General features: G+C 68.9%; 24 protein-coding genes. 11 read left to right on the top strand and 13 right to left on the bottom strand.

Annotation, left to right across the window (positions count from 1 at the left end; translation table 11 throughout):
• Positions 1-2: 2 nt before the first annotated feature.
• Together NNI01S_RS11500 and NNI01S_RS36725 are read left to right on the top strand one after the other, a co-directional pair.
• The gene (locus NNI01S_RS11500; protein WP_063020028.1) at positions 3-614 is read left to right on the top strand and encodes a mycothiol-dependent nitroreductase Rv2466c family protein; all 612 of its coding nucleotides are present in this window, start codon (positions 3-5) and stop codon (positions 612-614) included.
• Positions 614-784: a DUF8730 family Cys-rich protein gene (locus NNI01S_RS36725; RefSeq protein WP_501193588.1), complete on the top strand. Its 171-nt coding sequence runs from the start codon at positions 614-616 to the stop codon at positions 782-784. The genes NNI01S_RS11500 and NNI01S_RS36725 overlap by 1 nt, the downstream gene beginning before the upstream one ends.
• 28 nt (positions 785-812) lie before the next feature.
• On the opposite strand, the gene NNI01S_RS11495 is transcribed toward NNI01S_RS36725, so the two are convergent.
• The 3 genes from NNI01S_RS11495 to NNI01S_RS11485 are packed head-to-tail and all read right to left on the bottom strand — an operon-like array spanning position 813 to position 4,875.
• Positions 813-2,432 (bottom strand): ABC transporter permease, encoded by a 1,620-nt coding sequence (locus tag NNI01S_RS11495; RefSeq protein WP_063020027.1) that lies wholly within the window; start codon positions 2,430-2,432, stop codon positions 813-815.
• Positions 2,429-3,343: an ABC transporter ATP-binding protein gene (locus NNI01S_RS11490; RefSeq protein WP_063020026.1), complete on the bottom strand. Its 915-nt coding sequence runs from the start codon at positions 3,341-3,343 to the stop codon at positions 2,429-2,431. Before NNI01S_RS11490 ends, NNI01S_RS11495 begins: the two co-directional genes overlap by 4 nt.
• The gene (locus tag NNI01S_RS11485) at positions 3,340-4,875 is read right to left on the bottom strand and encodes a serine hydrolase domain-containing protein (RefSeq protein ID WP_084488730.1); all 1,536 of its coding nucleotides are present in this window, start codon (positions 4,873-4,875) and stop codon (positions 3,340-3,342) included. The genes NNI01S_RS11490 and NNI01S_RS11485 overlap by 4 nt, the downstream gene beginning before the upstream one ends.
• A 315-nt stretch (positions 4,876-5,190) precedes the next feature.
• On the opposite strand from NNI01S_RS11485, the gene NNI01S_RS11480 reads away from it, so the two are divergent.
• Positions 5,191-6,588, top strand: a complete 1,398-nt coding sequence (locus NNI01S_RS11480) for a wax ester/triacylglycerol synthase domain-containing protein (protein ID WP_084488729.1) — start codon at positions 5,191-5,193, stop codon at positions 6,586-6,588.
• Positions 6,589-6,702: 114 nt separating this feature from the next.
• Positions 6,703-7,599 carry a universal stress protein gene (locus NNI01S_RS11475; RefSeq protein ID WP_063020024.1) on the top strand — a complete coding sequence of 299 codons (897 nt, stop codon included), beginning with the start codon at positions 6,703-6,705 and terminating at the stop codon, positions 7,597-7,599.
• 138 nt (positions 7,600-7,737) lie between these two features.
• Here the strand turns inward: NNI01S_RS11475 and NNI01S_RS35950 are convergent, their stop codons facing one another.
• Positions 7,738-8,130 (bottom strand): alpha/beta hydrolase, encoded by a 393-nt coding sequence (locus NNI01S_RS35950; RefSeq protein ID WP_063020023.1) that lies wholly within the window; start codon positions 8,128-8,130, stop codon positions 7,738-7,740.
• A gap of 737 nt (positions 8,131-8,867) precedes the next feature.
• On the opposite strand from NNI01S_RS35950, the gene NNI01S_RS11465 reads away from it, so the two are divergent.
• The gene (locus NNI01S_RS11465) at positions 8,868-9,377 is read left to right on the top strand and encodes a three-helix bundle dimerization domain-containing protein (protein ID WP_063020022.1); all 510 of its coding nucleotides are present in this window, start codon (positions 8,868-8,870) and stop codon (positions 9,375-9,377) included.
• A 45-nt stretch (positions 9,378-9,422) separates the two neighbouring features.
• Here the strand turns inward: NNI01S_RS11465 and NNI01S_RS11460 are convergent, their stop codons facing one another.
• Together NNI01S_RS11460 and NNI01S_RS11455 are read right to left on the bottom strand one after the other, a co-directional pair.
• Entirely contained in the window at positions 9,423-10,670 is a 1,248-nt protein-coding gene (locus tag NNI01S_RS11460) for a TMEM143 family protein (RefSeq protein WP_063020021.1), read from the bottom strand.
• Between the two features lie 105 nt (positions 10,671-10,775).
• Entirely contained in the window at positions 10,776-11,390 is a 615-nt protein-coding gene (locus NNI01S_RS11455) for an erythromycin esterase family protein (RefSeq protein ID WP_063020020.1), read from the bottom strand.
• A 106-nt stretch (positions 11,391-11,496) separates the two neighbouring features.
• Here NNI01S_RS11455 and NNI01S_RS11450 point away from each other — a divergent pair, with 106 nt between their 5' ends.
• The 3 genes from NNI01S_RS11450 to NNI01S_RS11440 are packed head-to-tail and all read left to right on the top strand — an operon-like array spanning position 11,497 to position 13,528.
• Complete coding sequence (locus NNI01S_RS11450) at positions 11,497-11,919, top strand: nuclear transport factor 2 family protein (protein WP_063020019.1); 423 nt, start codon at positions 11,497-11,499, stop codon at positions 11,917-11,919.
• A 54-nt stretch (positions 11,920-11,973) separates the two neighbouring features.
• Positions 11,974-12,846 (top strand): alpha/beta hydrolase, encoded by an 873-nt coding sequence (locus NNI01S_RS11445; protein ID WP_063020018.1) that lies wholly within the window; start codon positions 11,974-11,976, stop codon positions 12,844-12,846.
• A gap of 28 nt (positions 12,847-12,874) precedes the next feature.
• Positions 12,875-13,528: a GNAT family N-acetyltransferase gene (locus tag NNI01S_RS11440; RefSeq protein WP_063020017.1), complete on the top strand. Its 654-nt coding sequence runs from the start codon at positions 12,875-12,877 to the stop codon at positions 13,526-13,528.
• Between the two features lie 32 nt (positions 13,529-13,560).
• On the opposite strand, the gene NNI01S_RS11435 is transcribed toward NNI01S_RS11440, so the two are convergent.
• Together NNI01S_RS11435 and NNI01S_RS11430 are read right to left on the bottom strand one after the other, a co-directional pair.
• Positions 13,561-14,493 (bottom strand): helix-turn-helix transcriptional regulator, encoded by a 933-nt coding sequence (locus tag NNI01S_RS11435; RefSeq protein ID WP_063020016.1) that lies wholly within the window; start codon positions 14,491-14,493, stop codon positions 13,561-13,563.
• Positions 14,490-15,191 (bottom strand): DUF2306 domain-containing protein, encoded by a 702-nt coding sequence (locus NNI01S_RS11430; RefSeq protein WP_245676075.1) that lies wholly within the window; start codon positions 15,189-15,191, stop codon positions 14,490-14,492. Before NNI01S_RS11430 ends, NNI01S_RS11435 begins: the two co-directional genes overlap by 4 nt.
• Positions 15,192-15,317: 126 nt before the next feature.
• On the opposite strand from NNI01S_RS11430, the gene NNI01S_RS11425 reads away from it, so the two are divergent.
• Positions 15,318-16,043, top strand: a complete 726-nt coding sequence (locus NNI01S_RS11425; protein ID WP_063020014.1) for a TetR/AcrR family transcriptional regulator — start codon at positions 15,318-15,320, stop codon at positions 16,041-16,043.
• Between the two features lie 87 nt (positions 16,044-16,130).
• Positions 16,131-16,946 carry an NmrA family NAD(P)-binding protein gene (locus tag NNI01S_RS11420; RefSeq protein WP_063020013.1) on the top strand — a complete coding sequence of 272 codons (816 nt, stop codon included), beginning with the start codon at positions 16,131-16,133 and terminating at the stop codon, positions 16,944-16,946.
• Between the two features lie 283 nt (positions 16,947-17,229).
• On the opposite strand, the gene NNI01S_RS11415 is transcribed toward NNI01S_RS11420, so the two are convergent.
• Together NNI01S_RS11415 and NNI01S_RS11410 are read right to left on the bottom strand one after the other, a co-directional pair.
• Positions 17,230-18,123, bottom strand: coding sequence for a serine hydrolase (locus tag NNI01S_RS11415; RefSeq protein ID WP_063020012.1), 894 nt, complete (start codon positions 18,121-18,123; stop codon positions 17,230-17,232).
• Positions 18,120-18,995 carry a LysR family transcriptional regulator gene (locus NNI01S_RS11410; protein ID WP_063020011.1) on the bottom strand — a complete coding sequence of 292 codons (876 nt, stop codon included), beginning with the start codon at positions 18,993-18,995 and terminating at the stop codon, positions 18,120-18,122. Before NNI01S_RS11410 ends, NNI01S_RS11415 begins: the two co-directional genes overlap by 4 nt.
• A 195-nt stretch (positions 18,996-19,190) precedes the next feature.
• Here NNI01S_RS11410 and bla point away from each other — a divergent pair, with 195 nt between their 5' ends.
• Positions 19,191-20,090 carry a class A beta-lactamase gene (gene bla, locus NNI01S_RS11405; RefSeq protein ID WP_063020117.1) on the top strand — a complete coding sequence of 300 codons (900 nt, stop codon included), beginning with the start codon at positions 19,191-19,193 and terminating at the stop codon, positions 20,088-20,090.
• Between the two features lie 158 nt (positions 20,091-20,248).
• Here the strand turns inward: bla and NNI01S_RS11400 are convergent, their stop codons facing one another.
• From NNI01S_RS11400 to NNI01S_RS11390, 3 genes are read right to left on the bottom strand one after another with little or no spacing between them, the layout of a single operon-like run.
• Positions 20,249-21,337 (bottom strand): ABC transporter ATP-binding protein, encoded by a 1,089-nt coding sequence (locus NNI01S_RS11400; RefSeq protein WP_063020010.1) that lies wholly within the window; start codon positions 21,335-21,337, stop codon positions 20,249-20,251.
• A 13-nt stretch (positions 21,338-21,350) separates the two neighbouring features.
• Complete coding sequence (locus NNI01S_RS11395) at positions 21,351-22,283, bottom strand: carbohydrate ABC transporter permease (protein WP_245676073.1); 933 nt, start codon at positions 22,281-22,283, stop codon at positions 21,351-21,353.
• A complete protein-coding gene (locus NNI01S_RS11390; RefSeq protein WP_063020009.1) occupies positions 22,280-23,125 on the bottom strand; it encodes a carbohydrate ABC transporter permease in 846 nt (281 codons plus the stop codon). Before NNI01S_RS11390 ends, NNI01S_RS11395 begins: the two co-directional genes overlap by 4 nt.
• Position 23,126 lies beyond the last annotated feature (1 nt).

Raw genomic sequence — 23,126 nt, 5'->3', positions numbered from 1 at the left:
CCATGGCCGATATCGACCTGTATGTGGATCCGGTGTGCCCATTCGCCTGGGTGGCCGCGCAGTGGCTGCTCGACAGCGCCGGCACCGACCACGTGGTGACCTTGCGCCAGATGAGTCTGGCGGTACTCAACGGGGGTCGCGACGTCGATGCCCACCACGCGCCGATGATGACCCGATCACTCCGGATCGGCCGTGTGTTCGCCGCCGCGGTCGAGCATGACGGCCAGGCCACCTTCGCACCGCTCTACCTGGCGCTGGGCCTGCGATTGCATGTGCGCGCACAGCCCGTCGACGACGCGATAACCGCAGCTCTGGACGCGACCGGACTCGATCACCCGCTGCTCGAATCGCTCGATGACGCTCGCTACGACGCCGCAGTCGCCCGCGCCCATCACGCCAGCCAGACCGCGCTCGGCGGGAGTGGCGGCAGCCCGATCATCAGCATCGATGGCCACGCCTTCGGTGGCCCCGTCTTGACCGAGCCTCCCCCTGCTCGACATGCCCCCGCACTGCTGGATGCCATCGTCACCGCGGCCACCACTCCGGGATTCGCCGCGCTGCAGCGCCCCTACCAAGGCCCGCCCACCTTCGTCGGCATCGAGGAACAGCCCTGATGTGCTCCCCCGTCACCTGCCGCGTCTGCGGCAAGACCACCTGGGCCGGCTGCGGTGCGCACCTCGACGCGGTCCGCGCCGCCACCCCGCCGGACCAGTGGTGCCGCGGTCACGACGACACCCTCCAGCGGGATCCAGTACGAGGCCCTCGCCGCATCTGGTTCCGCTGACCCGACGTGCGGGTGGACGACACCTCGCTCAGTAGCCGGCGTCGCGGCGGCGGAAACCGGCGAAACCGAGCGCCAGGCAGACCAGGGCGCTCGACACTATCGCGAGTATCGGTGCCGCGGTGACGGTCCGCAGCGGCACGTCCGGAGTGTGCGTGAACGGAGACGCGGCGTCGAACCAATCGGGCCAATCGAAGGCATCCGCGAAAAGCAAGGCCACGGCGCAGTAGGCGAAGACGGCCCATGCCACGGCGGCAGCCGCCCTCGGCACCCAGCCGAAGGCGAGTGCCGCGACCGCCGTCACCGACCAGACGGCCGGGAGATACACCAGCGCCGCGCCGGTCATTCGCAGCGGCTGGACGGCGTCGCCGATCGTCAAGCCATAGGTCAGCCCGAGACCGAATCCGCCGACGGCCAGCACCACAGCACCGCCGGCCAGTGCGACACTGAGGTGACTCGCCAGCCAGTGATTCCGGCTGACGGGTGCGGCCAGTAGCGGCTCCACCCGGCCCGCGGTCTCCTCGCCGCGGGCGCGCAGCGGACTCGCGACGCCGAAAGCCGCAGTGAGCAACGCGACGATCGAAACAGTGAGCGACAGATACGAGTTCACCGCGTCGGCGGCGCCGCCGGGAAGATAGGCGGCGATCTCGGGATTGTCTGCGAGGTAGTCCTCGATACTCTCGGCGAACGAGCCGTACGCTGCCCCGAGCGCGAAAACCCCTACAGTCCAACCGGCCAGGGAACCACGCTGCAACCGCCAGGCCAGGCCCAGCGGCGATCCCAGCCACCGAGTCGCCGTCGCGCGTCCGGTTCCGTACGGCAGAAGCCCGGCACCGAAGTCGCGCCGGTCCAGCAGAGCGAACGCCACGGCGGTCAGCGCCAGTGCCGCGCCGGCGAACAGCAGTACTGTCCACCAGCGGTCGCCCGCGTACGGATAGCTGCGCTGACCCCATCCGATAGGCGATGTCCACGAGGCGGCTCCGGTACCCACATCACCGATCGCGCGTGCCACGTAAGCGGCCGCCAGGGCAAGTCCGACCGCCCCGTACACGCTGTGCGGATTCTCGAACACCTGCGCCGCGACCGCCGTGACGGCGGCGAACGTGATGCCCACGCCCCCGATCGCGACTCCCAGCAGGAGAGATCCACTCGCGGGGAGACCGGTTGCGACGGCGGCGGCGAAAACAACCAGTGCTACGGCGACATCGGCCAGACCTGCCAGCGCGAGAGCGGCGACGGCGGGCGCCCGACGGCCCACCCGTGCCGAGCGCAGCAATTCGGCCCGGCCGGTCTCCTCGTCCGAGCGGGTATGCCGGCCGACCAGGAACATGTTCATCAACGCGACGACCACCGCGAGGTAGGCGAAGATCTCGAAGACGATCTCGCCACCGATGCTGGTCAGCAATTGGGTCGGACCGCCCATGGCGACGGTGGCCGCGCTGGCACTCATCGTCTCGCGGATCTGCGCGAGCTTCTGCGGGGAGTCGTAGAAGCGCTGACTGCCGAGGGATTGGAAGGCCAACAGCGCGCCGGAGCCGAGCAGCCAGCACGGCACGGCGAACCGCTCGCGCAGGAGCGAGAAGCGCAGCAGCGTCCCGGCTCCGGAAAGGTTCTCCCGCAGCCGCGGCCGAGCCCGCGCGGGGGCGCTCATCGTGGTGCCTTTCCCGCGGGCGCCGAAACGCTGCCGTAGTGGCGCAGGAAGATGTCCTCGAGCGTGGGCGGTGTGCTGGTGAGGCTGCGCACACCGAGATCGGCCAGTACGCGCATCACGTCCTCCAAGTGCGCGGTGTCCACGTCGAACCTGGCCCGGGTGCCGTTACGCGCGAGGTCGTGCACACCCGCCATCGCATCCAGTTCCGTCGGGGTCCGGATGGTTTCGACGGCGATCGTGGTGCGGGTCAGATGCCGCAGCTGCGACAGGCTGCCGCTTTCCACCGTGCGGCCGTGCCGGATGATGCTCACCCGATCGCACAGCGCCTCGACCTCGGCAAGGATATGACTGGACAGCAGCACGGTCCGGCCCTCGTGTTTCGATTCCGCAATGCACCGTTGGAATTCGGCCTCCTTCAGCGGATCGAGGCCGACAGTCGGCTCGTCGAGCAACAGCAGTTCGGCGTTCGAGGCCAACGCCGCCACGAGCGCTACTTTCTGGCGGTTGCCCTTGGAGTACGCGCGCGCCTTCTGACGCGGGTCGAGATCGAATCGCTCCAGCAGCTCGGCGCGGCGGCGCCGGTCGATCCCACCGCGCAGCCGCCCCATCAGGTCGATGACCTCACCCCCGGTGATCCCGGGCCACAGGGTGACCTCACCCGGCACGTATGCCAATCGAGCGTGCAGGGCGACCGCGTCCGACCACGGATCGCCGCCGAGCATGCGTACCGTCCCCGCGTCGGACCGGAACAGGCCCAGCAGAACGCGGATCGTCGTCGTCTTGCCCGAGCCGTTCGGACCCAGGAACCCGTGGACCTCGCCGGTTCGCACGGTCAAGTCCAAACCGTCGAGCGCTCGCGCCGGGCCGAAGGACTTCCTCAGGCCGACGATCGAGATCGCTGGTTCGCTCATAAGAGCATCCTTCTCATACGAGGTGTCAACGAATTTCTCGATTTCCGCAGCGTGAGCGGATGCAGATCGAAGTGCATTCGCATCGTCTCGTCGACGGGGTCGCGACTGAACAGAATCCTGCCGGTGCCGATGCCCCAGCGGGTCATGTCGATGCGGAAACCGAAAGGGTCGTCCGGATCATCAGGATGCAGGGGCAGCCCGCGCAGCAGCGCGGGAATCGGAGTGAGCACCCGCAATACCGGCCGGCCGCCGCTGATCCGAACCTCGGCGCCGGCGCCCACCATCGATCGGGCCCGGACATCGGTGACTGCTCCCGGTAGCGGATAGAACCCACAGATCTCCGACCAGATCTCCGGATGGTGCGCGACGTCGTCGCGGATCACCGGCTGTGCGGCACCGAGTAGCTCGTGCAGCAGCGCCGAGGTCTCGGCCGGAAGCCAGAGCGTCGCGCGATGCCCGCCGGTGACGCAGACCATGAGCCCGAGCCCGTCGTCGGGGGCCAGCCACATCTGCGAGTTGAACCCGGGCAGGATGCCTTGGTGCTCGATCACGGAATGATTCCCGGCCCGGCCGCGGAAGAATCCCAGACCCATTCCCGGGACACGAGGATCGGGTTGGTAATGCGGCGCGAACATCATCGCCAGCGTCGAGGATTCGACCACAGACCCGTACTCGTTCCCGCCGCCGTTCAGCAGCGCGGTGACGTACCTGCTCATGTCCCGAGCTGTGGAGTAGACCGAGGCCGCCGCCTCGGTGATCATCTCGCGATGCGCGACCTCCTCCGGCCCGTGCGCGCGGAGTGTGTATCCGACCGCCCTGCGCGCCGGCGTGAACATGCGCGCGGTAAGGCCGGTATCGAACATCCCCAGCGGCCGGAAGAGCCGCTCGCGCGTATAGTCGGCGAAGGCGAGGCCGGTGACGTCGGCGACGATCTGCCCGAGCGTGGCGAAACCATGGTTGGTGTAGGTCCATCTCGTGCCCGGATCCGCCTGGACGCGCAATCCACGTCGGTAGTAGTCGGCCAATGTCGGCACGGGCTCACCCGGCGCGACGCTTTCCCCGAAATCGGGCTTCAGCACCCGGCGAGGGTGCGCTGTCTCGCCTACCCCGGAGGTATGGGTCAGCAAGTGGCGCACCGTCACCGGTCCGAATCGCGCATCGTCGGGAACCAGGCGATAGGAACGCAGGTACGCGCTCGCCGGCGCGTCCAGATCGATCAAGCCGCGCTCCCACAGCTGCATCACCGCGATCGCGGTGAAGGTTTTGGTAATGGACGCCACCCGGAAGACCGTGTCCTCGGTGACCGGTCGCTGTGCGTCCAGATCGGCCAGGCCATGCCCAGCGAATTCCATCCGGCCCGCGCGCACGACCGCCACCGCCGCGCCGACAACTGGCCGGCGATTGACCAGGCGGGTGATCCGGTCCGCTATTCGGATGTCCTCGTTTATCAGCACGGCTGCTCCGTTCACTCGCTGCTCGTCGGCGGGCACTATCAGCGTGTGGTTGTCCCGGGCGGCGCTGGAGGAGGACATCGGCACGAAGTTCGGGGCCGAATGTCCCCGACTCCTCCGGTACGGACCGTCGATCACCGCGTGCCCGCCGCTCAGAAAGCATTCCGGCTGCGTCCCGGACAAGAGAGGACGAAGGGCCTTCGAACAAGGGTCTTCGTCATCGGTCACCGCCGGACGCCACTGAAGAAGACTGAACGGTATGAATGTCGTCCGGTCCGCGCGCCGGTCGAGGGCGCACCACACATCAGCTGATTCGCACAACCGAGTCGGCGCGGGCCAGGGCACGTCGTCCGGAGTGGACGGGGGCAGCAGGTGATGGACGCCCGCGAATCCCACATGTCGCAGTCGGACCTGTTCTCCTGGAACATGGAGCGCGACCCGGTCCTGCGCTCGACGATCGTGTCGGTGCTGATGCTCGACACCGAACCGGACCCCGATCGACTGGCCCGGACGATGGATCGCGGCAGCCGCGTCGTGCCCAGACTTCGGCATCGGCTCATCGCCGTGCCGCTCGGCCTCGCCCCGCCACGGTGGGCACTCGATCCGGATTTCGACCTGTCCTGGCATCTGCGACGATCCGCACTACCGCAACCGGCGAACATGTCGACAGTACTTGAGTTCGCCCGAACCGAGGCCATGACCGGATTCGACCCGGCCCGCCCGCTGTGGCGCGCGACGTTGCTCAGCGGTCCGGAAGGCGCGACATGCGCCTTGGTGCTGACCGTGCACCACAGTCTCACCGATGGTATCGGCGGCATCCAGATCGCCACGGCCCTGCTCGATTTCGACCGCGCGGGCACCGACCACGGCAACCCTGCCGAGCCGCTGGGCGACCACGCCGGCACCCTGCGCGACATCGTGACCTGGAACCTGTCGATCGGCTCGGATCTGCTCGCCGGCGGTATCCGTTCGACGCCGCCCATCGCATGGCGAGCGCTGCGCAACCCCGCCGGGGCGCTGCGCGAAGGCACCGCGCTGGCGAGGTCGCTGGTCCGCTTGGCCCGGCCCATCACCGCGACGTTCTCACCCGTGATGACCAGGCGAAGCCTCGGCCGCCGCGTCTCGGTCCTCGACGTGCCCCTCGCAGGACTACGCGGTACCGCACAGGCTGCGGGCTGCACCCTCAACGACGCCTTCCTGACCGCAGTGGTGATCGGATTGCGCATGTATCACAACCGGCACGGCGCGGCGCTCGACCAGCTGCGGGTGACGATGCCGATCAGCCTGCGCACCCCGGACGACCCGCTCGGCGGCAACCGCATCACGCTCGCTCGCTTCGCGTTACCGGCCGGCATCACCGATACCGCGGATCTCCTGCGCGCCGTCGACGCCGCGGTCGCGGGCTGGCGACGCGAACCCGCGATACCGCTGTCGGGTGCCGTCGCGGCAACGCTGAACCGCCTGCCCGCCGCGCTGCTGACCGATATGCTCAAACACGTCGACTTCGTCGCCTCCAACGTCCCCGGCTCCCCCGTGCCGCTCTACATCGCCGGCGCGCGGATCGACCGCATGTACGCCTTCGGCCCCACCATCGGCACGGCCGTCAACGTAACCCTCACCTCGCATGCCGGAACCTGCTACATCGGAATCAACGCAGACACAGCCGCGATCCCAGACACCGAAACGCTGACCGAATGCCTCGCCGCAGGCTTCGCCACCGTGCTCGACCTCGGCAGCGAGCGTGTAGCGGCCTTCGGGCCATCGCGGCCGGGGCCCCGCGCGGGCGGGACCTAGGTCCTTCGCCGCAGGCTACCGGTTGCTCTACTGCCACCAGGGCAAGGGGATGGACACTCGTCCAGGTAAGTCACCGCGATTCGGGACCTTGCATGCGAACTGGAGGAACACCCCATGTCCACGATGAGCAATGCTTCGATTCTGGTGGGTGTCGACGGTTCCGAGGTAGCGCTCGCCGCCGTACGCTGGGCTGCCGTCGACGCGGCCCATCGCCGCGCACCGCTGCATCTGGTCTCGCTGACCGGTGTCCTCGGCGACTACGGTTCCGGCGTCGAGATCGAGCGGTCCGTCCCCGCGCGGTACCGCTGGGGCGGATCCGATGCGCTGGAGATCGCGTACGCCACGGCAGTCGCCGAATCCGCTCCGATCAACCGGATCGAGGTGACCGCGGAGCTGACAGACGCCGCGCCCATTCCGGTGCTGCGCCGCCGATCCGAGAACGCGCGGCTGCTCGTGGTCGGCACTCGTGCCCTCGGCGCGTTCAGCCGCGCCATGCTGGGCTCGCTGAGCACCGCGCTGGCCCGGCAGGCCGGATGTCCGGTCGCCGTCATTCCCCAAGACGTCGAGCACGGTGACGGGCCTGTCGTCGTCGGCGTCGACGCCTCCGGCAGCAGCGCCGCAGCTGTCGAGCTGGCCTTCGAGGAGGCGGCGTTCCGCGGCGCCGATCTCGTTGCGACGCACGCATTCTCCTCCCGCGGCGACGGCTCGCTCGCCGAATCACGAGAGCAGGCCGAGGAATCGCTCGACCGGAGCCTGGCCGACTACCGCGAGGCGTATCCGGAGATCACCGTGCGGCGCGTCGTGGTCGAAGGCCGTCCCGCCAGGCGGCTGCTCGAGGTGGGCGAGAAGGCGCGGTCGATCGTCGTGGGCAGCCGCAGGCACGACGAGCTGCCCTCGATGCCGCTCGGGTCGGTGAGTCGAGCGGTCCTGCACGGGGCCGAGGTGCCGGTGATCGTCACCAGACCGGCGAGCCTCGTACGGCGACCCGGGACCGAAGAGCGCATCCTATGACCTCGGCTCGAGCCGCCCGGCTGCCGGGCCGAGGTCGGCGAGATTCGGCGCCGGCGACATCGCCGCCTCCCGCCCGACCGACGAGGACCGGATCGCCCCGGCGCGGCCGCGATTGCGCTGACCTCGACCTCCAGCCCGTCAGCCGCGCCTGCAGTCCGAGTCGGTGGCGGGCAGGATTCCCTCGAGTAGGTAGGTGCCGACGGATTCCGCCACGCAGCTGCTGAGCAGCCCCAGGTTGCCGTGCCAGCGCGTATCCCGCAGCGTGACCAGCCGCGATTCGGTCAGCGCCCGGCGCATGGCTCGAGCACCGGCATACGGTGTGCGGATATCGCCGTCCGCCTGGAGCAACAAGGCGGGTACGGAGTTCCGAATCTCGGTGGCCGGTTCCGCGGGCGGCGGCCAGAAGGCGCACGGTGCGATGTGGTTGGTGAGCGGGCCGAAGACGGGCTGTTCGAGGCGGCTGCGTTCGATATTGCGCCAGTACCACTCGGGGGCCCGCGGCGCGGGTGCGGCCCGGCGCCCGATCACCACCCGGGATACGGCTCGGCCCCCATCCGCAGCGGACCGGCGCCGAGCGACCGATACCACGCGGATCGAAGCCGACCAGGTCGTACGTGGCGCGAACCTCGGCCGACAACCCTTCGACGACCGGGGACGGGTCCAGACCGGGGACGCCGGGATTGGTCAACAGCAGTCCCCGCCGCTTCGCCGGATCGGTCGCGGGAGTGCGGGAGATGGCGATGGCGATCGTGGCGCCTGCCGGCGCGGCGTAGTCGAGCGGCACCACGACGTCGGAGCATTGTGCGCCCGCCGCGTCCAATCTTTCGTCACCACATGGCCGCCAGGCGACAACCTGTCGCTCGAACCGTTCGAGACCCGTCTCGGCCGCCGCGCTTCCCTCACTCAGGGCAGCCACCACACAGGTCGTCACTACTGTGACAACGGCGAAGGCTCGACGAAATAGTCTGGTGCGCATGCGAATCCCCCTTCGCAGCACACGGTATCCCAATCGGCCCGATCCGGCGGGCCGAACCCATAATTCCTTGCCGCCATTGATCGTACCGTCACACAACGGTACATTGACAGCGTGACGACGATTCGGGTAGTCGCACCGCCTTCGGTCCGTCCGGAAATCGGGCGCTACCAGAGAGTCGCGCAGAGCGGCGGACAGCCCAGAAACGTTCTGGCACCGCCGATGTGTTTCGTCCGGATTCTCACGACGCGTGGTCGTCGCGCTCCGCGTGTACGGCCGCCGATAGGGACTGAGCATGCAGAGCCACGAGGCCATCCAGATCCGATACATCGTCAGACGACTCGTGCAGTGCCATCCGCAAGTTCCCCCCGAGGCCGTGGCATTGGTCGTGCGACGAGCCCATGAGCGCTTCGGGCACGCCGCTGTACGCGAATTCGTGCCGTTGCTGGTGGAACGCCGCGCGGGCAGAGAACTCTCCGAGACCTCGGGGTGGGGTGAGCCGACGGTGCAGAACCACGCGGAGCGGACTCAGGCGGAGCGGACTCAGGCGGAGATGTTCGTCGACCTACTCGTCGCGGAGGCGGACGAACTGGACTCCTTCATCGCGGCTATGACGCGCACCGACTCACCGAACCAGGTGGAACGCGCCACCGAGTTGCGCAGGCTCCGAACCGAACTGAACGAAGTGCTCCGCTGCATCACCCAGCTACGTCGCCGGTTTCCCGGGGTCGCCCCCGACGGTTCGTTCCCCGCACGGAGCCCCGCCGCCAGGAGCGGGAACGATCCGGTGCCGGCAGCCGGCTGAGCACGGATCCACTCCCCGAACAGGTCCGGCGTCGGGCCGGCCGTCTCAGCCGGAAGCAACTCCGAGCCGGTCGGCCGACCCGGGACGAAATACGTTGTCCCAGTGCTGATCCAGCCGCTGTTTCGCCTCGGTCAGCGGCACCGCGCCCAGCGCGCCGTGCTCGTCTTCGATGAGCAGGTCCCACGCCCGGAGCCGGCGAAGTCCGTCGCGGATCCGGAAGTCGAAGGTCGTCCCCCACCACCGACGGAACCAGTCCTCCACCCGCTGATCGAGTTCGGCGGCGGTGAGCGGCCGGTCCGCCGTGCGCAGGAAGTGGTAGGCGAGAACGGCTTCCTTCACCTCCGACTCTTCGGCGGCGCCGAGCAGATGGTGGATCACTCCCGCGTCATTGTCGAGATTGCGGAAGTAGAGGTGCTCCGAAAGCGTCTTCATCATTTTGATCTTGCGGTTCTTGAACTTGGAGAACTGCCGCACCAGGTAACCGCCGAAGGCCGCCACCCCGGCGCCCAGGGTGATCAGCGTGGCTTGATCCAGCCGCACGGATTCCTCACGCAGCCCGGCCCAGAATGCCAGCAGCAAGACCAGCGGCCCCAGCGAAGCCACCAGCTTGGTGACGACCACGACGATTCCGGAGACCACCGCGGGCACCCCGATCAGCAGCTTGTCCACCGGCCGCATCCGCACCCGAACGCTCGGATACAGCATTTCGAGATCGTTTCTCGGAACGTTCCCGAACAGCTTCAGCAGCACACCGGCGGGCGGCCGGTCCGCGACCGCAGCCGGACGCTCGGCGAACGCGACATACACCAGAACCTTGCCATAGCTGGTGAATTCGACGCTGCGCCGCCGCAGACCGAACAGCGACCCGACCCGCTCGGTGCGCTGCGCTACCCCGCGCCGGAAGAACATCACCGTCTCGACGTCGTCCTCATCGACCTCCAATCGGACCTTCACCAGGGAATGCTCGGCGAATGCGCGTTCGATCTCCGCGGCATCGATGCGCGTGAAGTCCGCCGCTTCGGCCAGCGCGACCAGTTCCCTTTCCACCCGCATCCGCGCCGCCGCCCTGTCCTCGGGTGTAGCGGCACGGATCACGCGTTCGTCCTCCGCCGGATCGACCACGGAATAGGCGTCGAGCACCGCCTCGCCACGCGCATGGAACTCGTAATGCACCACGGCCGCCAGCAGACGCGCGAACTCGGCGAACGACTCGCGTTCCGCATCGGGAAGTTCGTCGGCGCACAGCGAGATCACCGCGCTCTTGCGGAACGGCAGGAAGTGTTCGGCGTCCATCGGCAACTCCTCTCGACGGACCAGCCCGTCGGCCACAACCCTAGGGGCGCGCGGACGCGGCACGCACTCGCCTGCCGATGCCCGAGGACCCGGGCCGACGGAGGGCTATCGCCCTTCGGCGAGCGAATGCGTCGGAGTGATGGTACGGATGCGCAGAACGATGTCGAACCAGTCCCCCAGACCGGCCCCGGTGATGTGGTGCCGGGTGTCGCGGGTGGGGTCGTAGGTCCCGATGAGGAGGCGGAGTTTTCCGGGTCGACACAGCCACTGCCGAACCGCGCCGGCGGGGGCGGTTCGTAGATCCAGCAGGTAGTCCCCGAGGCCCGGTCGGTCGAGCACGGTGTCGGCGAAGTCCGCCGACGGGGGCGGCACGGCGAGGTCCGCGGCGGATTCGGCGGCGAAGTCACGGCGGCCGGAGGCGGTGCTGTTCTTGTGGTAACGCACGATCAGGCGGGCCGCGTCCAGGACCCCGGGCGCCTCGGCGGCGCCCGGCAACGATTCGACCAGCGCCAGCCCGTCCGCGGCATGGTCGGAGAACGGGCGCCCGGGGTGGGTGCCGTTCGCGCGCTGGATGTGCTCACCCACCCCGTGGGCCGTGACGATCGGATCGTAATGCGCTCGCAGCTCCCCGATTCGGCGCGGCGCGACTGTTTCGACGAACCGTGCCACGTGCTCGTAGTGCGAGGGCTTCGCGGTCTCGGCGGCCAAGCCGAACGTCAACCACTGCCGAACCAGCCATCCGGCTCGGGACGGTGCAGGTTCCTGCAGCGCGGAGTGCAACCTCTACCCTTCCCCGAGCAGCGCGGCGACAGCCATTCTGGGCCGTATGGATCGCCTTGATGTCATCGAAACCTGCACGCGCATGGCGTGGTACGCAGATCTTCGCGAGTGGGACAAGCTCGCGGACGTGTTCGCCGACACCGTGACGCTGGACTACACCAGCCTCAACGGCGGCGATCCCGCGGTGCTCACTCCCGCGCAGATCGCGGCCGCGTGGCAGGAGGCGCTCGGCGGTTTCGCGGCGACCCAGCACCTGCTCGGCAACCACCTGGTGAGCATCGAGGGCGACCGCGCGGTGTGCACCGCCTCCTTCCAAGCCACCCACCGCCGATCGGCCCCTTTCGGCGCATCCCTGTGGACACTGGGCGGCTCCTATCGTTTCGACCTCGTGCGATCCGCCGATGGCTGGCGGATCACCGCGGTGGTGATGACGGCGCTCTGGGGTGACGGCAACCGAGCACTGCCGTGACCGTCCGTACCGCAGCGAGTCGATCGGAAACACTATGAAGAGAGATTCGGAGTCATGAAGGTCGAATTCGACAGCGCTGGTGTACAACTCGTGGGAAACCTGTACCTGCCGCCAGGGCGGCGCCCAGCACCGGGCGTGGTGGTGGCGGGAACATGGACCAGCGTCAAGGAGTTGATGGCCGACCGGTACGCCGAGCGGTTGGCGGCACGCGGTTACGCGGCGCTGTCGTTCGATTTCACCGGCTTCGGTGAATCGGCGGGCGAACCACGGGATGTCGAATCACCGGAGCGCAAGGTCCGCGACATCCACCACGCGATGACCTTCCTGGCGGCGCACCCCGCCGTCGACGCCACACGACTGGGCGCGCTGGGCATCTGCGCCGCGGCGATGTACATGTCCGCCAACGCGGCCGAGGACGCCCGCGTGCGGTCGCTCGCACTGGTGGCGCCTTGGCTGCACGACGCGGCTGTCTGCGCAGAGGTCTACGGTGGAGCCGAGGCGGTGGCAGCCAAGATCGCACTCGGCGAGCGGGCGCGGTCACGGTTCGCGGAGACGGGCGTGGTCGACTACGTGCCGGTGGTCAGCGCCACCGACGAACGCGCGGCCATGCCCTACGACATCGACTTCTACCTCAATCCTGCCCGTGGCGGAATCCCCGCCTGGCCCAACCGGTTCGCCGTCATGTCCTGGGCCGACTGGCTCACCTACGACGCCGTCGCGCTGGCACCGAAGATCACCCAGCCCACGGTGCTCGTGCACAGCGAGCAGGCCGCGATCCCCGACGGAGCGCGCCGCTTCCACGCCGGGCTGGCCGGACCCAAGGACATCTTCTGGACCCAGGGGACCCAGTTCGACTTCTACGACCAGGAGCCACAGGTCACCGTCGCGGTCGACACCGTCGCCGCCCACTTCGACCGGACCCTGTGAGCCGGCCGGACACCGCGGCCCCGAGAGAATGATCGACATAAAGATTCGCGGATTCGAGGCCGCCGACCGGCCGGAGTTACGGCAACTGTTCGGCCGGGCGGGCGAAGGCTCGCCCGTCGCCGAGCTGTGGGGCGATCCGGCATCGGAGGCGTCGGTCTACCTCGATCCATACCTGAATCTGGAACCCGAGTCGGTGTTCCTGGCGGTCGCGGAGGGCAAGCTGGTCGGATATCTGACGGGCTGCCGGGACAGCTCGAAGTTCCCCGGTGAGGCCGAGCGGATCGAGCGGGCGATCCGCGCCTACCGATTGTTCCTGCGCCCGGCTACGGCCGGGTTCTTCGGCGTCGCCATGGTCGACACCCTCCTGGCGGCGATCCGCCGCCGGCCTACGGCCGGTGACTTCCACGATGTGCGCTGGCCCGCCCACCTGCACATCGCTGTGGCCGCCGAGGCGCGCGGAACCGGCGCCGCGGCCGCTCTCATGGACGGGTGGCTGGCCCGGCTGGACGAGGACGGCATCGGCTGCCATCTGCAGACGCAGGTCGAAAACAGCCGGGCTGTGGCGTTTTTCACCCGCATGGGGTTCGTTCCCATCGGCGACGCACCGGTGATTGCCGGAATGCGCTACGCGGGCAGACGAGTTCACCAGCTGACCATGGTCCGCCCGGGAGAGCGCACCTAGGAGCCCGCGGATTCCGGAGAACTCCCGGCGGGTCAGAGCCAGTTGCGTTCCTTGGCCAGCAGCGCGGCCTGGAATCGAGTGCGTGCGCCCAGCCGGTCCATCAGGTCGGCGACATGGGCGCGGAACTTGCGCACCGAGACATTGAGCGCACGAGCCGCCGATTCGTCGGTGTCGTAGCGGGTCAGCGCCCGCAAAACCCGCCGCTCGTCGGGTGAGACCGGTAGTTGGCCGAGGTCGCGGGCGCGGTCCCAGATGCCGTCGAAGACCTCCGCCAGTATCCGGACCACGCCCGTGCGCCGGATCTGCAGCACACCCGCTTCGGGGTCGGAGAGATCGGCGGGCACGAAGGCGACCGATCGGTTGACGAGGATCAACGGCCAGACCGGTTCCGTCGTCACCCGGTGCAGTTCGCCGAGCGCGTGCCGTCGGCTCGCGTGGGCCGCCTGCAGGGGATCCTCCAGCGCCTGCGCGGGAAACAGGGTGCGACTGCGTAGCCCGGCGATCAGCAGACGGCCGTGCCGGACGGAGTCGTGCCGCGATTCGTCGTGCAGCGCGTCGGTGCGCAGCGCGGAGAACTCACCAGGGTGATCCGTCAGCAGTGCGTAGATGCGCCGCACGGTCTCCGGCCCGTTCGGCAGCTGCTCGATCAGCCCCGCAGGCCGTCCGGTGCGCTGCTCCTCGGTCAGTTCGCGCAACGCGTCCCAGGCGGCGGCGATTCCCTCGAACTGTCTCTGCGCCTGCGTGATCCGCCGCCGCACCAGCAGATCGACCGCGGCCGCCGGTGGTACCGCGGCCAGGTTCTCGTCCACCAGACCCAGCAGACGCAGTTCGGTGAGCACGTTCCGCGCACCGGCATCGCTCTCGTCCGCCGCGGCCGCCTGCGCCGAGGCTCCGGGCCGGGTGCGTAGCAGCTCCCGGTAGACGCGCTCCTGCTGTGCCGTCAGCCCTAGTCCGGTCAGGCTCATGCTCGGTGCCTTCCGGCGGAGACGACTCCCGTGCCCCGGGGTGAGCGTCCGCGTTCGAGCCACGCTTCGGCGAGCAGCAGCGAGAGCGTCCATCCGAGCCAGGTGCCGATGCCCGCGATGGTCTGCGTCAGCAGCGTCTCGTCGCCGTGGAACGACGTCTCCAGTCGCGGGCTCAGCACGAGCAGCAGCACTCCACCGAGCAGCCGGTTGAGCACGATCGACAAGGTGAGCGCGACACTGCGGATCATCCAGCGGCGATGCTCGGCGAAGCGGCGCCGCCGCGCCATGCGCCAGCCGATGAACGTGGTGATCAGCCACAGGGTCGCCAACATGACGTTGCTGACGCGCGCGACGGGACCGAACGGACTGGTCGCCCCCACTACCAATCCGACGAGCCCGGCGGGCAGGACCCCGGCGAAGACATACCAGCGGCCCAGCCGCCGATGGGCCGCCGGATGTTCGCGGCGAAACCACGGCCACACTTGGAAACCGCAGACCAGGATTGCGACCGAGCCGCAGATCACGTGCGCGACCAGCATCGGATAATGCGGGGCGAACCCCGGGTCCGGTACCCGTGACCGGGCCGGATCCAAGGTGAGATAAGGCGGCAGAGAGAAGGCGACGAACGCGAATGTGAGCACCAGCAGTGGCCCGATCCAGGGACGCTGCCACCACCGTGGCCGATTCGGCTCCGACACGACGGAACCAGAAGATCTGGCAGGAACTGCCATGGTGAACCACCCCGGACATCCGAGAACGACGAATTACTGCGTAGCCTATACGCAATGCGTAGGTCATACGCAATTAGATCGCTAGGAGCGAACATGGCTGACGAACTGCCTCCGGTGGCGCAGCTGCTGTGGACCGGCGGCCGACGGTCCGGACGCGGCCCCCGGCCGGCACTGAGCCTGGACCGGATCGTCGGCACGGCTATGGCCGTCGCGGACGCGGAGGGCATCGGCGCACTGTCGATGCAGCGAGTCGCCAAGGAGCTGGGCGCGGCCACCATGTCGCTGTATCGATACGTGCCGGGCAAGGACGAACTCGTCGCCCTGATGTTCGACGCGACGATGTCCGAACCACCCGACCTGCCGCGGGGCGACTGGCGCGCCGCGCTCGAACTGTGGGCGCGCCGTACCCGTGAGCTGTACCTCCGGCACCCGTGGGTGCTGGCGGTCGGCACCAGCAATCGCTGCATGGGCCCGAACGAAGCGGCGTGGGGCGAGGCCGCGATGGGTGCGCTCATCGAGGCGGGGATCCCACCGCACGGCATCTTCGAGATCACCCTGTCCATCAACGCTTTCGTCGGCGGAGTCGCCCGTCTGGCGATCGATCCGACCCGGGGACGCGACGCGGCCGGGCAGGTCGGCCCGACTCTCGACCCGGCGATGATCCACCGGTACGGACAGCCCGAGCGCTACCCGGCCTTGCTGGCCATGCTCACCGCAGGTCCCCCTGACGACCGCGACATCGGTGATGTCGCGGAAGGCGTCTTCGAGTTCGGGCTGTGCAAACTGCTCGACGGCGTCGCCGCACATCTCACGGAGTGATTCCCGGAGGGGCAGAGGCTGCACAGTGTGCTGCAGGAAGCTGCACTGGGCGGGTGAAAAGGGCCGACTACTGCAAAGATCGGCGCAATGATCCTCGTGACAGGAGCGACCGGCAATGTCGGCGCGGAAGTTGTGCAAGCCCTGGCCACAACGAGCGAACCGGTGCGCGCGCTGGTGCGTGATCCGGAGCGCGCCGTCGTGCCCGAGGGCGTGACAGCCGTGGCAGGCGATCTCACCTCGCCCGAGTCCCTCGGTTTCGACGGTGTCCGCGCGGTGTTTCTGCTGCCGGGTTATCCGGGGGTCGCACAGGCGGCCGCGAAGGCGGGCGTCGAGCACATCGTGCAGCTCTCCGGCGTCTCAGCGGGGACCGGTGACACCTCCAATGCCATCACCCGCTACATGATGGCCTCCGAGCAGGAGACCACCGAATGCGGTGTGGCATGGACGATTCTGCGCCCGTGCGCCTTCGCCTCCAATGCTCTGCGCTGGCTTCCCCAGCTTCGCGACGGGAACGTGATTCGCGCACCGTTCCCCGAAGTCCGCACGGCCGCTCTCGACCCGCAGGACATCGGCGCGGTGGCCGCCGCCGTACTGCGCGACAACGATCGGCACGGCGAAATCCTCTGGCCTACCGGGCCGGAGCCGCTCACGCCCGCCCAGCAGGTCGAGATCCTGGCCGAGGCCACCGGCCGCGACCTCACCTGTCACGGGCTCACCGACGAGCAGGCCCGCGCCGACATGCTCCGGACCACACCCGTCGAGTACGTGGACGCCTTCTTCGACTTCTATGCGCACGGGGCCATCGACGAATCCATCGTCCGCCCGACGGTACAAGAGGTCACCGGCCGCGCGCCGCGCACATTCCGCCAGTGGGCCACCGCCCACGCGGACGCCTTCCGGTGATCCTGCGCCGGGTGGCGATGCCCGCCTCGGTTTCGTCCCCCAAGCCCGCAATCGGCGCGGCCGTCCGCGACGCGGGCCGGGCCTGACCATAGATAGGTATACGTTGGGTGGAATTACCGATGCGGGGTCGGCACCCAGTCGATGATGCTGGTTCTGTGCAGCACGCACAGGTCCGGACAACGCCCTCGTCATCCGGACTCCGCCCTCGACAGCGTCGTCGATAGGCCGACAAGGACGTCGGCCGCGCAAGCGGACTCTGCTGCCGCACCCCCCGCCGCTCCGTCTACGGCAACGGGAGCCGAAGTTCGGTGACCGCGATACGGGCGGTTTCGGCGATAGCGGCGTCGACGGCGGGTAGGTGCGGATCCGCGCGGGCCGCGCGGGTGAATACGGCAACCGCGACGGGATGTTCGCCAGGGAATTCGACCACCGCTACCTCGTTGCGGATGACCCCGATGGTTCCGGTCTTGCCCGCCGTCGCGACGCTGCGATGAGGAAAGCCTGCGGCGACCCGATGCGGCCAGACCTGGAGGCGCATGACGGTGCGGACGAAGTCGGTCTGCTCGGCGGACAACACCGTGCCGCTCCAGAGGGCGCGCAGCAGCCGGGTCATCTCCTCCGGCGTCGTCGCGCTGGTGTAGGAGGGATCGTATGCCGACACCGACCATGCGTCGTCATTCTGCGCGAGCACCGCGAAGGCCTCGGCGGTGCTGTGCGTGTCGGTGTCGCGGACGAGACTGCGGTGCAGATCGGCGGTGCCGCCGACGACGCGGGTGCGGTCGAGGCCGAGATCGTCCAGCAGGCTCTCGACGGCGCCGAGTCCCGCCGCACCCAGCAGGACATCCGCTGCCGCGTTGTCCGAGACGGTCATCATCGACGTCGCGAGATCACGCAGGCTCATGGTCACCGGATCACGCATGACGGCGATGCCGGTCGGGCCCGGAGTGCAGTCGGAGGGGATCACCGTCAGCCGGGCAGCGGGATCGATGCGCCCGGCGTCGACCTGACGGCAGAACGCGACGAACAGCGGCAATTTGTACACCGACGCGAGCACGACCCGCTCGTCGCCGCCCACGGAGACCTCCGTCGCCGAGCCGTCGCATCGGCGGGCGTGCAGCCAGCCACTGCATCCGGCATCGGCGAACACGGCACGGATCCGGTCCTCGGTCGTGCTCACCGCAGTCGCTCCCGGTAGAGCACCCGGTCGACCGCGTCGGCATGGGCTTCGGCGCCGGGCCGGTGGACGACTCGGACACGCAGCGCGACCGCCTGCGGCGCGATGCGCAGCCACGTCACGCCGGGCGTGCACGACGGGGCCATGGTAGTGAGACCGAAACTCGTTCCCGCTGCCACCGCCGCGAACACGGCGCGATCGTCGGGCGCGGGCACGGTCGGTGCGTCCAGGCCTCGCTCCCGCAGCAGGTCCACCGCGGTGTCGAAGGCGGGTGGGTTGGCTGCGCGCGGCGGACACGCGAAATTCAGTCCCGCCAGCATGGGGAAGGTCGGGCGCTCGGCGGCTGCACTGCGGTGATCCGACGGCACCACCAGCCACCGCGGCACCTTGACGACCGGGCGCACCTCGACACCGTCGACCAGGGCGGGATGCTCGATGACCGCGACATCGAACATTCCGGCGCGCACGTCGGCGACCAGGTCGACGCTCGTGCCCACCGTCGTGGACACCGCGGCGCCCGGGGCGACCACGGTGCGTAAGGCGCCCACACACGCCGTGACCACCCGATCGGGCAGTGCCGCGACAGTGCCCCAGTGCACGGCGCCGTAGGCGTTCGCGATGCGGTGGGACTCGGCGAGCAGACGCTCGGCGTCGTCCACGAGCAGCCGGGCGCGCGGGAGCAACTGCGCACCGGCCGAGGTGAGAACGGCTCCCTGACGGGTGCGGCGAATGAGGTCGACGCCGAGATGCCGTTCGAGCCGTCTGAGCCCCTGCGACAGTGGGGGCTGGGTCATGTCCAGCGCGGCCGCGGCCCTGCCGAAGTGCCCTTCTTCCGCGACGGAGACGAAGAAGCGAAGGTGGCGGATCAGGTCCATGCGGTCATTGAACCAGCGGGTTGCCCGGCCTCGGTTCGGCTGTCCACCTGCGCCGTCTGCACCGGAGCCGAAACAGCGGCGAACCTGCGGCGATACCCAACTCGACTCGACGGCGCGGGAGCCGGATATTGGTGCGGGCGATCAGGTCGATGGTGTGGTGCCTCGGTGATCATTTCCGTTTCCAGTCGCCATGGCCTGCTCGGTCGGCGGCGACTTCTCGCCGCCGTGGCGGTTTCGGCGCTGTCCCTGCTCACCACCGGGTGCGGGTCGGGCGCCGACGCGCCTGCCGCCTCGAGCACCACACCGGCGGCCGAGGCCGCGTCGTTCCACGAGATCGAGACCCGGCATGCCGCCCGGCTGGGCGTGTACGCGGTCGACACCGGCTCCGGCCGCACTGTTGTCCATCGGGAGGCAGAGAGGTTCCCGATGGCCTCCACGTTCAAAGGTCTCGCCTGCGGTGCCCTGCTTCGCGACCATCCGCTGTCCACGGGTTACTTCGATCAGGTGATCCACTACGCCCGCTCCGAACTCGTCGAGAATTCGCCGGTGACCGAGAAGCGCGCCGACACCGGCATGACCGTCGCCGAGCTGTGTGACGCGGCGATCACTGTGTCCGACAACACCGCGGGCAACCAGGTGCTGAAACTGCTCGGCGGTCCAGAGGGTTTCACCGCCTTCCTGCGGTCCATCGGCGACACCACATCGCGCTTGGACCGCTGGGAGACCGAGCTCAACAGCGCCGTTCCCGGCGACGAGCGCGACACGACCACACCCGCCGCCCTCGCCGCCGACTACCGCGATGTGGTCCTCGGCGATGTTCTCGCCGAACCCGAACGGGCGCAACTGAAGTCGTGGCTGATCGCCAGCAAGACCGGCGCGGACCGGATTCGCGCCGCGCTGCCCGCCGCATGGACCGTGGGCAACAAGACCGGCAGCCCCGCTTACGGCAGCGCCCTCGACGTCGCTGTCGTCTGGCCGCCCGGGCGCTCCCCGTTCGTCATCGCGGTGCTGTCCACGAAAGCCGAGCAGAACGCCGAGGCCGACAACCCTCTCGTCGCCGAGGCCGCTCGGGCCGCCGTCGCGGCGCTGGGGTGACCCGAGGGGTACACCTGACCACCTCGGCTTGCCTGAGTTCGATTCCACCGCCGACCTGATCGTCCAGCTCGTCACCTCCGGTCTCGGCACGACGGACAAGTGACCCGGGAGGCTCGGTAGCCGGGTGCGCAGTCGCGCCCGGCGCGGGAGTCCCGCGATCAGTCGACCGTCAAGAGCAATCCGGTCTCCGGGTCGTACCAGCGGCATGCCTCGGGCGGAAGGTGCAGGCTCGCGGCGTCACCCTCGGTGGCGCGAAACCCTGGCGCTGCTTGCACTTTCACCGTCTGCCCGCTGACACGGGTGGTGAGCAGGGTCGACGAGCCGAGTGGCTCGAGCACTTCGAGTTCGCCCCGCACCGTCGCGTCCGCGGGTCCCCGGCCGACCAGGATGGCCTCGGGGCGGATGCCGAGCCGGATCGTGCGGCCCTCGAAGCTCGACAGTGCCGCGGGAACGGCGAGCGATTGCCCGCCGAGATCGATGCGCGGCCCGGTCGCTGCGGCGGAAACCGGACCGGTGAGAAAGTTCATCGGGGGACTGCCGAGGAATCCGCCGACGAATTCCGTCGCCGGATCGTCGTAGACCTCGGTGGGCGGACCGCACTGCACGATCGCCCCGTCGCGCAGCACGGCGACGCGGTTGCCCAGCGACAGCGCCTCGACCTGGTCGTGGGTGACGTAGACGGTCGTGGTGCCGAGTTCGGCGACTAGTCTTTTCAGCTCGGCGCGGAACGACAACCGCAGCAACGCGTCCAGGTTGGACAGCGGCTCGTCCATCAGCAGCACATCGGCGTCCATCACGATCGCCCGCGCCACCGCGACACGCTGGCGCTGCCCGCCCGACAACCGGGCCGGATAGCGGTCCAGGTACGGGGTCAGCTGCAACAGCTCCGCCGCCCAGGCGACTTTGCGACGGATCTCGTCGGCCTGCACCCCGTGCACGCGCAGGCCGAAGCCGATGTTGTCGGCGACCTTCTTATTGGGGAACACGGCGTAGGACTGGAACACCATCGACAGGTTGCGCCGTCGCGGCTCCAGATAGGTGACGTCCTTGCCGCCGATCACGATCTGCCCCGCGTCGGGTAGTTCCAATCCGGCGATCATGCGCAGCAAAGTCGTCTTGCCGCAGCCGGACGGCCCGAGCAGCACCATGAACTCGCCGTCGGCGATCTCCAGCGAAACCTCGTCGGTGGCACGCGCCGTGCCGCCAGGGTAGGTCTTCACCAGATCCCGGACCACCACCTCAGCCATCAGCCAACCCCTGTCATCGCAGCGTCGTCCCCCACATGTTCACCAGGTAGCGCCGCATCACGAAGATGAACGCCAGCGCCGGGATGATCAACGCGAACCCGCCCGCGAAGCGGTAGGCGGTAGACGCCTCGTCCAGCGCCGTGAGCACTTGCGCGGGCAAAGTTCGGTGCCCGAGCGTCACGATCGTCGCGCCGAGGATCTCGTTCCACGACAGGACGAACGTGAAGATCGACGAGGCGGCCAGCCCCGGCAGTGCGAGCGGCACCACGACCCGGCGCGCGGCCTGCCATCGGGTGCACCCGAAGACCCGCGCCGCTTCCTCCAGATCCGGCGGCACCGCGACGAAGATGCTCGCCGTGATGAGCACGGTGGTCGGCAACGCGAGCGTGGTGTGCACCAGCGTCACGGCCAGCACCGTGTCGTACACGTCGACGCGCAGGAACAGCGTGGCCAGCGGCACCGACAGCACCACGATCGGCAACGCCCGCACGAACAGGATGAAGACCTGGTAGGTGTCTTTGCCGCGAAACGCGTGGCGGGCCAGCGCATATCCCGCGGGCGCGCCGATCACCAGGGACCAGAACACCGTGTAGAGGCCGACGAGCACCGAATTGCCCAGCGCCGCGACGGTCCCCGTGGCGCGGAAGAACGCGGCCAGGGTCTCGGTGGAGAACTCCCGCGGAACGAGCGGTTTCGGGAACTCGTTGAGCGCCTCACGGGAGGAGACCGCGGCGAGTCCGATGAGAACGATCGGCAGCGCCATGAACACGCTCACGGCAGTGCAGGCAAGCTGGACCCACACAGCGCGCCTGCGACGCCTGCGCAGAGGTGCCCGGTCGATCGGCGGCAGCACGCGCCGCGACGGCGCGCCGGTTCGGTTCATCGCGCTCCTCGCCTCCTGCGCGCGCCCCTGCGCATCGGCCTGCGCCGCACGATCGGCGCTCATCGGGCCTGCTCCGGCTGCCGGACAGCCCGCAGATAGAACACTGCGGTGGCCAGGGAGATCGCCAGCACGATCAGCGAGACGGCGCAGGCTACCGCGGGATTCTGCAGATTCGCGTACCACTCGTAGGTTTCGCCGACCAGCAGCGGGAAATCCCGGCCGGTCAACGCCTGCGCCACGGCGAAAGCCTGCAACGCGAGGATCGTCCGGAGAATCAGCGCCACCTGCAGACTGGGTCCGAGCATCGGCAACGTCACGTGCCGCAGCCGCTGCCACAAGGTCGCGCCGAACACCTGCGCGGCCTCGTCGTAGTCCCGCGGGATCATCTGCACGCCCGCCACCACGATCACGAACACCAGCGAGGTCGCGCGCCAGATCTCGGCGACCACGACGGCGAGCAGCATCGTCCCCGGGTTCTGGTAGCCGAGCCACTGCACCCCGTCGTCGGCGAGCCCGATGCCGACCAGCAGGGAATTCAGATACCCGCGGTTGTCGAAGATGGCCAGCCAGACCAGGCCCGCGGCCAGCTCGGAAATCGCCAGCGGCAGGCACCACAGATAGAAGTGGCCGCCGGCGAATCGCGGCCGAGCCTGCATGAGCAGCGCCATGCCGACGGCGAGGGCGAGTTGGACCGGCACGACGATCGCGATCAGCAGGAGCGTGTTGCGCAGGGCGGCGAAGATATACGGATCGTCGAACAAGCGCTCCCAGTGGGCGAGAGTGAATCCGCCGTCGCCGCGGAAGGCCGCGAGCACGCCCTGCAGGAGCGGCCAGCCGAACAAAGCCGTCATCAGGATGATCGAGGGCAGCAGCAGGATCCACGGGGAGCGCGGTCGCGACATCATG

The organism is Nocardia niwae NBRC 108934 = DSM 45340 (assembly GCF_001613465.1).
Lineage (GTDB): Bacteria > Actinomycetota > Actinomycetes > Mycobacteriales > Mycobacteriaceae > Nocardia > Nocardia niwae.
The sequence above is the reverse complement of the archived record's forward strand: the minus strand, read 5'-3'. Positions and strand labels throughout refer to the sequence as shown.